The following is a 12,035-nucleotide window of genomic DNA, read 5'->3' as shown; positions in this document are numbered from 1 at the left end:
GACAAGACTTGCCAGCCGCGCGACCGCTCAGGAACCGGCTTCCCTCATCTTCGCCTCGGCCTGTTGTGCCCGGATCACCATGCCGCCGGCAACGCCGACGCCGATGACGTACATCCAACCCTCGTGGAAGTCGAACAGATGCGAGTTGAACAGCGAGGTGAAGACGTTCTGCACCACGACCAGGAACCCGATCCAATTGGCTAGCCCGTCGCCGCGAAACAACAGCAGATGCAGGATCCAGATCGTGTAGAGAACGGCGACGCCGATCAGACCCCATTGCACGGCAACATTCAACGTCTGATTGTGGGGGTTGCCGATCACTTCGGCTGACGCCTTGTGCTGACTGCCGGGCGTCGCGACGCGCTCGAACAATCCGCGCGTCGAGCCCGTGCCGTGTCCCGCGATCGGCGCCTCCGCGAAGAAACCGAGCGACTTTCGCCAGAATTCGAGCCGCAGGCCCAGCGAGGTCGGCTCGCCCCTCTCCATATAGCGCGTGTAGTCGTCCGTAAACCTCTCGGCAGTATGGCGCAAATGCGGCGAGACCTGCCAGGCGAGAAAGGCGCCGGCGAGCAACGCGGCGGCGACGATCGCAATGCTGCGCCACCTGAGGTGAAGGAGCGCGAACACGCCGAACATGATCGGAATGGTGACGAGCGCGGTGCGCGACACCACCACGAAGGCCATGTTGACGAAGAAGCTGAGCGCAAGCGCCGTGAGCAGGGCGGCGAACCAGTATCGCTTCTCCCGCAGCAGCATCACGATCGGATAGGCGAGCGCGACCGCGCAGAGCGTGAATTCCTGGCTCTGGTCGATGTAGTTCTTGACGAAGATGCCGCGCTCGGGCGGATCGGTCTTGAGCGCAAGATTGGGATAGAATGCGACCAGCCACGACATCACCGACAACAGGGCGCAGGACACCAGGAAGGCGACGAAGACCCACCGGCCGCGCGGCGAGCGCTCGAAATGATAGAGCAGGACCGGCAGCACGAGCAGCTTGACGGTCGGATTGACCGCATACAAGCGGGCGCCCCAGGCCGCATCCGACCACAGCGTCCCCACCAGCGCGAGCAGCACCAGCGCGATCGGCGCCACACAGATCGGACGCTTCAGCGATTGCAGGAAGGCGCGGACGTCGAGGAACGGCACCATGCAGAGCAGCATCAGCGCGTTGAATATCCCCGCGAGCGACGTCGACCAGGGCAGCGACGCCGCGGTCAGGATCGCGAACAGGTCGACTGTCTCGCGCCAGGCCACCGGACTGCGCAGGCGCCGCCGCAACATCTGGCCGGGAGTCTCCCCGGCAAGCGCCGTCACTTACCGCCTCCCCGGGCGCGATGAACCAGCGCCGTCGTGCTGAAGCCCTGGAGGATGTCGACCAGCACGACCACCCCGCCCGCGGCCTCGACCACCTCGTGGCCGACGACCTGCTCGCGGGTGTAGTCGCCGCCTTTCACCAGCACGCCGGGCTTGATCCTGGTGATCAGGTCGATCGGCGTGTCCTCCGCGAAGATGACGACGAGATCGACGGCCTCCAGCGCGGCGAGCACCTCGGCACGCGCGCGCTCGTCCTGCACCGGACGATCGGCGCCCTTCAGCCGCCGCACCGAGGCGTCGCTGTTGAGCCCCACGATCAGGCGATCGCAGGCGGCGCGCGCCGCAGTCAGCACCTTGACGTGACCGGGATGGAGGATGTCGAAACAGCCATTGGTGAAGCCGACGCGCTGGCCCTGCCTCTTCCATTCGGCGAGCTGGGCATCGAGCGCGGCCGGATCGAGCACGATCTTCTCCTCGGCCGCGAGAGTGGCATGCGGCAGGATCTTTCGGCGCAGCTCGGCCGCGCTCACGCTGGCGGTGCCCTGCTTGCCGACGGCGACGGCGGCGGCGGCATTGGCCACGCGCAGCGCCGTATCCCAGTCCGCGCCGGCCGCAAGCGATACTGCGAGCGCGGCGGCGACGGTGTCACCGGCGCCGGAGACGTCGCGCACCTTCGCCGGGAAGGCCGGAACGTGCACGGCCCCGCCATTGCGCGGCACCAGCGTCATGCCGTGCTCGCCCTGCGTGACCAGGATCGCCTCGCAATCGGCGAGCCGCATCACGTCCTCGCTGGCCTCGACGATGCTCTGCACCGTCTCGGCCCGGCTGCGGGTCGCTTCCGAGAATTCCTTGCGATTGGGCGTGAGCAGCGTGGCACCGCGATAGATCGCCCAGTTCAGGCTCTTGGGATCGACCACCACGGGCTTGCCGAGCTTGCGCGCGGCGTCGATGGTGTGGCGGATCACGCGCGCGGTCAGCACGCCCTTGGCGTAGTCGGACAACAGCACGATGTCGGCGCGCGCGATCTGCGGCAGGATCGCGTCGATCAGTTTGGTTTCGATGTCATCGGAAGCAGGCGCCGCCTGCTCCCAATCCGCGCGCAGCATGTGCGTGGAAAAATGCTCGGAGACGAAGCGGGCTTTTCGCGTGGTCGGCCGCGACGGATCGCACACCAGCACGCTCTCGATACCGGCTTGCTCACCCAGCGCCGATGCCAGCCGCCTGCCCGCATCGTCCTCGCCGACGAGGCCGACGAAGATGCAGCGTGCGCCGAGCGACGCGACATTGCGCGCGACGTTGCCGGCGCCGCCGATGTGAATCTCGCTGCGCTGGGCCGTGATGACAGGCGTCGGCGCTTCCGGCGAGATCCGCGACACCTCGCCATAGACGAACTCGTCCAGCATGATGTCGCCGATGCAAAGCACCGTGCGGCCTGAGATCGTTTGCGCGAAGGCGTCGAAATCAAGAATGGGGGTCGCCATGATCAAAGGCCTCAGCGGAAGCGGTCGGGCCGGTCGAGATAATCCCCGACATAGGCTTTGACCGCGTCCTCGAGCGTCGTGAAGCCGCCGTTATAGCCGGCGCGGCAGAGGCGATCGACCTCGCTCTGGGTGAAGTACTGATAGCTGTTGCGGATGCTCTCGGGCATGTCGATGTATTCGATGTTGGGCCTGGTGCCGAGCGCGGCGTAGGCAGCCAGCATCAGATCCCTGAAGCTGCGCGCCTTGCCGGTGCCGACGTTGAACAGGCCGGACACCGACGGCGTCGCCAGCAGCCACATGACCACGCGCACGACGTCGTCGACATAGATGAAGTCGCGGCGCTGGTCGCCGTCTTCGATGCCCTCGCGATGCGACTTGAACAGCTGCACGACGCGGCCCGCCTTGACGTCGTCGAAGCGCCGCGCCAGCACGCTCATCATCGAGCCCTTGTGGTATTCGTTGGGGCCGAACACGTTGAAGAATTTCAGCCCGGCCCATTGCGGCGGCAGCGGATCGCCGTTCGCCACGCGCGCGGCGACCGCGAGATCGAACATGTGCTTGCTCCAGCCGTAGAGATTCATCGGCCGCAATTTTTTCAGTGCCGGTAGCGAAGCGTCGTCGCCGAAGCCGGCCTCGCCGTCGCCATAGGTCGCCGCCGAGGATGCATAGATGAACGGCACCGCGTTCATCGTGCACCAGTCCAGCAGGCGCATCGACAGGCGGAAATTGGTCTCGAACACGAGGTCGCCGTCGGTCGCGGTGGTCGCGGAGATCGCCCCGAGATGGATCATGGCCTCCAACTTGCTGCCTTTAAGCCAGTCGGGCAGTTCGGCCGGGGGAACGATATCCACAAGCTGCCGCTTGGCGAGGTTGCGCCACTTGCCCTCGGTGCCGAGCAGGTCGCAGACCACGACGTCGCTGCGGCCGGCCTGGTTCAGCGCGGCCACGACATTCGATCCGATAAAACCGGCCCCGCCGGTCACCAGCAACATTCCAACTACCTGCCCGCTTTTCTTAGTGCCCGGTCCTGCCGTAGCGCATGATCCGCCAAAGTGTAAGCGGTTTTGGGATCGTCGCTTCTGCCGGCTTTACCTGCCGGCCGGGAGCGGCTACCGAACCGCCAACATCAGCACGCCGTCGGTCCTCATTAACGAATGAATATTGATTCGCAATTTGTTGGAGATGCAGACCGGAGCGACACCCGCCCGATCCTGATTATTCCCTACATGTGGATCGGCGATTTCGTGCGGAATCATACCGTCGTGCGGGTCCTGAAGGAGCGCTGGCCGAACCGGCCGGTCGATCTCCTGACCACGTCGCTGTGCGCCCCGCTGATCGATTACATGCCCGGCGTGCGCGCCGGCATCGTCTGGGACCTGCCGCGCAGCCGGCTCGCAATGGGCCGCCAGCTCGGTCTGGCAGAACTCCTTCGGAAACGGAATTACGGTACCGCCCTGGTGCTGCCCCGGACCTGGAAGGCGGCGATCGCGCCGGCGCTGGCCGGTATTCCTGAACGGGTCGGCTTCGTCGGCGAGTTTCGGTTCGGCCTCATCAACCGCTGGCGCTGGGGCGAGAAGAGACTGCCCCGCTTCATCGACAAGAACGCCGCGCTGGCCCAGCCCGACGGCGCCCCCCTGCCTCCGGAATGGCCGGTGCCGCAACTGCGGGTCCCGGCCGAGGAGATCGTCCGCTGGCGCAAGGCCAACGGCCTCAGCGGCGGAGCCGCCGTGGCGCTCGCCCCGGGCTCGGTCGGGGTCTCAAAACGCTGGACCTACTATCCCGAGGCTGCCCGCCTCCTGGTCGAGCGTGGCCTGGAGGTCTGGGTGGTCGGCGGCCCCGCCGAAAAGGGCTTGGCCCAGGAGATCGTCGCCGCGGGCGGCCCGGGGACCGCTGGCGGCCCCGGGGTCCGGGACCTCACCGGCACCGATCTGCGCAACGGCGTCCTCGCCATGGCCGCGGCCGGCGTCGCCATCTCCAACGATTCCGGCCTGATGCACGTCGCCGCCGCCCTGGACACGCCCACCATGGGCATCTTCGGCCCCACCAGCCCCTACCTCTGGGCGCCCCTCAACAGCCTTGCGGCAACAGTGGTGCAAGACAAGGAAATGCTGCCCTGCCAGCCCTGCCAGAGCACGATCTGCAAGATGAACGACCATCGCTGCATGCGGGATCTCGCGGCATCAGAAGTGGTGGGAATTGCGGAGAGGGTGCTGGGTGAGGCCGGGGCGCACAAGCGCCAAAGTTGACCCCTTAAATCCGCCGCTCGCTTGCTTGTGACGTTGACACGACCTTGCGAAACCATGGCGGCAGAGCCGCAGGCATCACTTCGTGCGCGTACGAAATTCCCGCTGATAGCAGACACGCAAACGGGCGTTTTTGGAATCCTGGCAGAGTGCGGACGAGTACGGGTTCGTATCCTCGGCTGGATAGTGCCCGAGCATCACGTTCAGCGACTGCACCATCTCCTGCTGCCCCTTGGCGCTATGGGCGATCCGCTTGAACATGTCGGGCAGCAGCGGCTTCAGGGCTTGATAGGTGTCTGAGGGCAGCTTGTCGGTCTCTATCGATGCGGCAAAGGCGTGCTGCTTCAGCGCCAACCGGATCAGCTCGATATCGTCCTGATTGAGTTGTCCGTTCTTGAGCCTTGCACTGAGGAAACTTGCGACGAGTTTCGACTGAGTCGTTGGAATCAATCCAGTTCCGTAGTCCTGTCTCAGGATGGCATTCACTGTGGCCCGGTCATTCTCCGATGTGGGCGCGGAAGACAGACGGGCCGGTTTGGATCCCGGCACCACCGGGAAGCCATAACGGCGATTAATCATCTCGAACGGATCCGCGCGGCTGTTTGCAAAAGGTTCGGTCGCCGCGGCGAGGCACAGATTGGGAATTTCACCTCCGCCACATCGTCTCGTCGTGAAATAGAACGGAACGCGCGCATTGCTCGCGTGCAGCGCCGTCCTGATCTCGGCCGGGACCAGGTTGCCGTCATGCTGCTCGGCAATCGTGATGGTGATCGGGGCGGATTCAATGTTGGCGAACGCGATATTCAGATCGGGACGAAACTGGCCATCGGCGCCCTGTACATCGAGAGGTTTGGACAATGACACGAGGACATCGGCTTCGCGCTGATCGACGGTGTCTTCGATCAAGCATCGGCCGCCGACGACCTCATGAACGAATTCAGCCGCGATGAGGCTCAGCGTCTCGGGACAGCTCTCGCGATGTTCGAGGTGAAATCTCCTCCAACGCGGCAGCCATGTGACTTCGACCATTCGCTGCATCGAGCCGTCAGGCCCTCTCTTTTGCGTCTCGGTGCTGATCATCCGGGCGCCACGCGCGTTATGGTCCCGGATAATGACGTGGTCGATATGCCCCTTGAACAGCAACTGCTGGCAAAGATCCGCGCAGGGCGGCGGAGGGGTCGGATCGTGGCTTTCGGGTTGCCGCCAATTCGTCCAGTAATTGTCCTGCTCGGGATACGGAAGCTCAAAGGAGCGCGGCTGGAACGACGATGGCACCGGACCCGTGATATCTGTCGCGAGCAGTTTCTCGAGCTGGCTTTGGCTGCGGTAATGAGGCAGCAACGCAGCCGCGGCGAGCACCGCCGCCACAACCGTGGCGCCAAGCAGGTTGCTTCCAAGGAATCGCGCCAGCAGATATCCGGGGAGTGCAGCGAGAGAGTAATAAAGCAACGTGGGAGCTGCGATCAGTATCTGCCCCGGGAGGATGAACAGCAACAGGCCGAGCGTGATCATCCCTGGGATGAGCGCGATCAATGTCAGTCCAATCAGGGCAAGGAAGGAAATGCCAACGAAGGGTGGCACCAAGGACAGCGCATTGAAGCGATCGGAAGGAGATATGCGGTCTAGCATTTGGCTTCGCTCGCGCAACGGCATCCATCTTCGCGGTCGCGGCGCGCAATTAGGTAGCATCCGCAGATGTCGTCAACCTCTAATGCGCCCGATGCCCAATTTTGCGTGGAACCGTACAATTTGCTCGCATGCGCGTAGCTGAACTGTAACGTTGACCGCGTCAACGGCGACGAGCTCGAAGTCACGTTCCTGCGTCAGAACGCCAAAAAGAAACAGCGCGGCGAGACGCCGATTCGATCAAATGGTGAATGGTCCATTCGCCACGGCGCGCGGACTGCCGGCCCGCAGCTACGGGTAATCGGGCATTCTGGGACGATACCTGTCTAGCACTGTTTTGCCCGACGGGTCAAATCGACTTCGCAAAATCCGCAAGAGACCGCACCAACCGCCAAGCCATTGATTCTCCTATCCCCGGCTACTGTGCATGGGGTTGTTTTCGCGGTTTTGTGTGCGACCGGCGAAACCGCGTCAGAGCAGCGGCCGATAGACCTCGCCGATCCGCGCCGCTTCGGCATCGAGGCTGAACTTCTCGAGCACGCGCCGGCGTCCCCGCTCGCCCATCGCCGTCGCAGCGGCCACATCGCGCATCAGCGGCTCCAGCGCCGCAGCGAGCGCGTCGGCATCACCCGGCGGGACCAGCACGCCGGTGACGCCATCCTCCACCACGAGCTCGGCCGCGCCGGCGCGCGACGCGACGAGCGCGCTGCCCGCCGCCATCGCCTCGATCAGCGTCAGGCCAAAACCCTCGTTGCGCGAGGTGAAGGCGTAGATCGTCAGCCGCTGATACCAGCGCTGCACCGCCTCGATCGGTAGCTCGCCTGTGATGACGATGCGCGATTGCAGGTTCGCTGCCTCGATCCGCTTCTTCAGGTCGTTGGCAAAGGGCGTCTGCTCGGGCGTGACCTGACCGACGATGACGGCGGAGAACTCAGGATAGCGCGGCAACAGGCGGCACATCGCATCGACGAACACGTCGGTGCCCTTCTGCGCCCGCACGCGGCCGAAGCAGCCGATGGCGTAGCGGCCCGGCAGCGCGGCTTCCGCGAAGGCCGCAGCGCGATCGGTCGGCGGCGCATAGACGTCGGTGTCGACGCCGTGCGGAATCACCGTCGCCTTCACCTTCAGGAACGAGGCCGAGATGTCGCTCGTTGCGATGATCGCGTCCATGCGCCGGATCAGCCAGCGCGTGATCCAGCTGTGATGCCGCTGCGCCGCCGAGGTGAACACGAGTTTCAGCGGCCAGCCGAGCGCGCGCAACGCGAGGCCTGCGATCATCTCGTTGTTGCGGCGCGCATGCCAGATCACGGGCCGCTTGCGGCGCCACAGTTTCAGAAAATCGGCAACGCTCAGCCGCGCGATCCCCTCCGGCGCGTCCGATCCGAACCAGGCCGCGCGATACAGTTTCGCCAGCCGCGGCGCCACCATCCGGTTGGTCGCGGTGACCCCGGAATAGCGCCTGTGCAGATTTGGCACGATCAATTCGAGATCGCCGGGGAAACTCGCCACGTCACACTCCATTTCGCAAAGTCCCTATACGCAACATTAAGCATAGTGACCAGTTCAGCCGCGCCGATACCCCCTCTTCACCACGCAAGCGCTAGCTTCGCGCGTTGATCGAAGACGGGTGAGATCATGACTGTGCTAGTCACCGGCGGCGCCGGCTACATCGGAAGTCACACGGTCCTGGCGCTGGCGGAAGCCGGCGAGGACGTCGTCGTGATCGACGATCTCTCCACCGGTTTCTCAGCTTACCTGCCCGAAGGCGTGCCGCTGTTCATCGGCGATGCCGGCGATGAAAACCTGCTCGAAGGCGTGATCGCCCAGCACGACGTCGAGAGCATCATCCATTTCGCAGGCTCCGTCGTCGTGCCGGATTCGATGCGCGATCCGCTTGGCTACTACCGCAACAATTTCACGACCGCGCGCAACCTGCTCAACGTCGCAGTCAAGCGCGGCATCGGTCGCTTCATCTTCTCCTCGACCGCCGCCGTCTACGGCAATCCGGACCAGGTGCCGGTGCCCGAGCACGCGCCGACGCGGCCGCTGTCGCCCTACGGCTCGTCGAAGCTGATGACCGAGATCATGCTGCACGACGTCGCCGCCGCCTACGGCATGCAATATGTGACGCTGCGTTACTTCAACGTCGCCGGCGCCGACCCGCAGGCGCGCATCGGGCTCGCCACCGTCGGCGCCACGCATCTGCTCAAGATCGCGGTGGAAGCGGCCACCGGCCAGCGCGCCAAGATCGACGTGTTCGGCACCGATTATCCGACCCCGGACGGCAGCTGCATCCGCGACTTCATCCACGTCACGGACCTCTCGCAGGCCCACCGGTCGGCGCTCGCCTACCTGCGCAACGGCGGCGCCTCGACGACGCTGAATTGCGGCTACGGCCGCGGCTATTCGGTGCTGGAGACCATCGACGCCGTGCGGCGGGTTTCGGGCCGCAGCTTCGCCGTGCAGTACGCCCCGCGCCGGCCCGGCGACATCATGACCATGGTCGCGGACACCAGCCGCATCCGCAGCCTGCTCGACTGGCGGCCGCAATATGAGGACCTCGAGACCATCGCAGCCCATGCGCTGGCCTGGGAGGACAAGCTGTTCCGCGAGCGCCACGGCGAGCTCCGCCACGCCGCCTCCGCCTAGAATCATCCCAAGCGCAAGCCCTTAATTGGGCTTGAAAAACCGCAGCTGAGCGGGCACAGAGGCCCATCGATCCCTGACGCGCAGGCAGGTTTTGTCCCGCGCCGTCAATGGACACCGGATGGCCCAGTTTCCGAAGAAAATCACCGACGATCCCTACGCGGCAGCGGTCCTGATTCGCCGCCTGGTCACGGAACAGGGCATCGTCTACTGGCGGCGCTACCTTGTCGCCTTCGCGCTGATGGCGCTCGCCGCGGGCGCGACCGCAGGCGCGACCTATGTGCTCGGCCAGGTCATCAACCAGGCCTATGTCGACAAGAACATCCCGGGCATCGCGATGTTCTCGGGCATCACGGTCCTGTTGCTGTTCATCAAGGGCGTGGCGACCTACGGCCACATGGTGATCCTGACCAAGATCAGTAACGCGATTCTTGCCGCCAACCAGCGCCAGCTGTTCGCCAAGCTGATGCGCGAGAGCGTCGGTTTCTTCTCCGAGCGGCATTCGTCCGAGTTCCTGGCCCGGCTGACGGCGGGCGCCAAATCGATCACCGACGTGCTCAACATGCTGGTCAACGCCATCGGGCGCGACCTCCTGATGCTGCTCGCCATGATCGGCGTGATGGTATGGCAGGATCCGCTGATGTCGTTCATCGGCCTCGTCGCCGTGCCGCCGGCAATGCTGGTGCTGCGCAAGCTGGTCAAGCGTATCAAGGGCCTCGCCTTCAACCAGTTCACCGGCACCGCCGACATCATGGAGACGATGCAGGAATCGCTGCAGGGCATCCGCACCGTCAAGGCGTTCACGCTCGAAGAGACCATGCAGAAGCGGATCGACGAGAATATCGCGGTCGTCGAGCGCAACGCCAACAAGATGGCGCGCGTCGCCAACCGCTCCAACCCGCTGATGGAAATGCTCGGCGGCTTCGCGGTCGCCGGCTGCCTGATGTACGGCGGCTATGCCGTGGTCGCGCTCAACGCCACGCCCGGCGCGTTCTTCTCCTTCATGACCGCGTTCCTGATGGCGACCGAGCCGGCCAAGCGGCTGGCGCGGCTCAACATCGACCTCAACAGCCAGCTGGTCGGTGCGCGCATGCTGCTCGAAGTCGTCGACAGCCCGGCGAGCGAGCAGTCCGACGACGACAAGCCGTCGCTGAAGCTGTCGGATGCCCGTATCGAGCTGCGCGACGTCAGCTTCTCCTATCGCAACGGCGAGACCGTGCTCAACCGCATGAGCTTCATGGCCGAGCCCGGCAAGGTCACCGCGCTGGTCGGTCCCTCCGGCGGCGGCAAGTCGACCGTGCTGGCGCTGCTCTTGCGCTTCTACGAGGTGACGCAAGGCGACATCGTGATCGACGGCCAGTCGATCGGCGCGGTCTCGCGCAAATCGCTGCGGGCGCAGACCGCCTATGTCGGCCAGGACGTCTATCTGTTCCGCGACACCATCCGCAGCAACATCGCCTTCGGCCGGCCGGGCGCGAGCGAGGACGAAATCGTCGACGCCGCCAAGGCCGCCTGCGCGCATGATTTCATCATGGGCTTCCCGCTCGGCTACGACACGCCGGTCGGCGAGCACGGCACGCAGCTCTCCGGCGGCCAGCGCCAGCGCATCGCGGTGGCCCGCGCGCTGATCAAGAACGCGCCGATCATCCTGTTGGACGAAGCCACCGCCGCGCTCGATTCCGAATCCGAGCGGCAGGTGCAGGAGGCGATCGAGCATCTCTGCCGGAACCGCACCACCATCGTGATCGCACACCGCCTGCACACCATCATGCACGCCGACGCCATCCTGGTGGTCGAGGGCGGCGAGATCGTCGAGCAGGGCCGGCATGACGAGCTGCTCCGGCGCGGCGGGCGCTATGCCTCGTTCTTCCGGTTGCAGCATAGGGACAGCAGCCCCTTGGAGCTGGCGCCGATCAGCGCAACCGCCTAGAATTCTCTTCACCTCAAGAGCCGCGAGACCTTACATGAACGCCGCCTCCTACGTCATCCCGCTTCCGCCCCAGGCTTCGCTTCCCGTCGTCGGCGAGAGCGGCCGTTATCCGGTGCGCCGCATCTGGTGCGTCGGCCGCAACTATCTCGAGCACATCCGCGAGATGGGCAATGACGAGCGCGCCCCGCCGTTCTTCTTCGCCAAGCACGCCGACATGCTGGTGCCCGATGGCGCCACTATTCCCTATCCGCCGCTGACCAAGGACCTGCATCACGAGGTCGAACTGATCGTCGCGATGAAGAGCGGCGGCCTCAACATCCCCGCCGACAAGGCGCTGGACCACGTCTACGGCTACGCCGTCGGCATCGACCTCACCCGCCGCGACCTCCAGATCGCCTCGCGCAAGAAGGAGCGTCCCTGGGAGATCGGGAAGTCGTTCGACTATTCGGCGCCCTGCTCCACGATTCAGCCGGCCTCGAAAATCGGCCATCCTTCCAAGGGCAAGATCTGGCTGACGGTCAACGGCAAGGAAGCGCAGAAGGGCGACCTCACCGAGCTGATCTGGAACGTGCCCGAAATCATCTGGCAACTCTCGCAGCAGGTGAAGCTCGCCGCCGGCGACATCATCATGACCGGCACGCCCGCCGGCGTGTCGCAGCTCCAACCCGGCGACAAGCTCGAATGCGGCGTCGACGGCGTCGGCACGCTGAAGGTGAGCATCGGACAGCCGGAGTAGGCTGCACACATCTGGAATCAAAAGCCCCGGAGGGGGGAACCCATCCGGGGCTTTTTTGT

The 12,035-nt window shown here is 64.9% G+C and carries 9 protein-coding genes; 4 read left to right on the top strand and 5 right to left on the bottom strand.

Annotated features, from left to right (window positions below):
• Window positions 1–27 precede the first annotated feature (27 nt).
• The 3 genes from IVB23_RS34140 to rfaD are packed head-to-tail and all read right to left on the bottom strand — an operon-like array spanning window position 28 to window position 3,787.
• Window positions 28–1,314, bottom strand: coding sequence for an O-antigen ligase family protein (locus IVB23_RS34140; RefSeq protein WP_247801456.1), 1,287 nt, complete (start codon window positions 1,312–1,314; stop codon window positions 28–30).
• Window positions 1,311–2,795, bottom strand: coding sequence for a D-glycero-beta-D-manno-heptose-7-phosphate kinase (rfaE1, locus tag IVB23_RS34135; RefSeq protein ID WP_247801455.1), 1,485 nt, complete (start codon window positions 2,793–2,795; stop codon window positions 1,311–1,313). The genes IVB23_RS34140 and rfaE1 overlap by 4 nt, the downstream gene beginning before the upstream one ends.
• Window positions 2,796–2,806: 11 nt before the next feature.
• On the bottom strand, window positions 2,807–3,787 hold the full coding sequence (rfaD, locus tag IVB23_RS34130) for an ADP-glyceromanno-heptose 6-epimerase (RefSeq protein WP_247801454.1): 981 nt from the start codon (window positions 3,785–3,787) through the stop codon (window positions 2,807–2,809).
• A 162-nt stretch (window positions 3,788–3,949) separates the two neighbouring features.
• Here rfaD and waaF point away from each other — a divergent pair, with 162 nt between their 5' ends.
• Window positions 3,950–5,041: a lipopolysaccharide heptosyltransferase II gene (waaF, locus tag IVB23_RS34125; protein ID WP_247801453.1), complete on the top strand. Its 1,092-nt coding sequence runs from the start codon at window positions 3,950–3,952 to the stop codon at window positions 5,039–5,041.
• A 75-nt stretch (window positions 5,042–5,116) separates the two neighbouring features.
• Here waaF and IVB23_RS34120 read toward each other — a convergent pair whose 3' ends face one another.
• A complete protein-coding gene (locus tag IVB23_RS34120; RefSeq protein WP_247801452.1) occupies window positions 5,117–6,667 on the bottom strand; it encodes a hypothetical protein in 1,551 nt (516 codons plus the stop codon).
• Window positions 6,668–7,135: 468 nt separating this feature from the next.
• The gene (locus IVB23_RS34115; protein WP_247801451.1) at window positions 7,136–8,173 is read right to left on the bottom strand and encodes a glycosyltransferase family 4 protein; all 1,038 of its coding nucleotides are present in this window, start codon (window positions 8,171–8,173) and stop codon (window positions 7,136–7,138) included.
• Between the two features lie 126 nt (window positions 8,174–8,299).
• Between IVB23_RS34115 and galE the strand changes: the two genes are divergently transcribed.
• From galE to IVB23_RS34100, 3 genes are all read left to right on the top strand, one after another.
• Window positions 8,300–9,313, top strand: coding sequence for a UDP-glucose 4-epimerase GalE (gene galE, locus IVB23_RS34110; protein ID WP_197966899.1), 1,014 nt, complete (start codon window positions 8,300–8,302; stop codon window positions 9,311–9,313).
• Window positions 9,314–9,431: 118 nt separating this feature from the next.
• Window positions 9,432–11,240 carry an ABC transporter ATP-binding protein gene (locus IVB23_RS34105; protein ID WP_061878861.1) on the top strand — a complete coding sequence of 603 codons (1,809 nt, stop codon included), beginning with the start codon at window positions 9,432–9,434 and terminating at the stop codon, window positions 11,238–11,240.
• Window positions 11,241–11,274: 34 nt separating this feature from the next.
• A complete protein-coding gene (locus IVB23_RS34100; RefSeq protein ID WP_247801450.1) occupies window positions 11,275–11,976 on the top strand; it encodes a fumarylacetoacetate hydrolase family protein in 702 nt (233 codons plus the stop codon).
• The last annotated feature ends 59 nt before the right edge of the window (window positions 11,977–12,035 follow it).

Origin of the sequence: Bradyrhizobium sp. 191 (assembly GCF_023100985.1) — a bacterium.
Classification (GTDB): Bacteria; Pseudomonadota; Alphaproteobacteria; order Rhizobiales; family Xanthobacteraceae; genus Bradyrhizobium; species Bradyrhizobium diversitatis.
The sequence above is the reverse complement of the archived record's forward strand: the minus strand, read 5'-3'. Positions and strand labels throughout refer to the sequence as shown.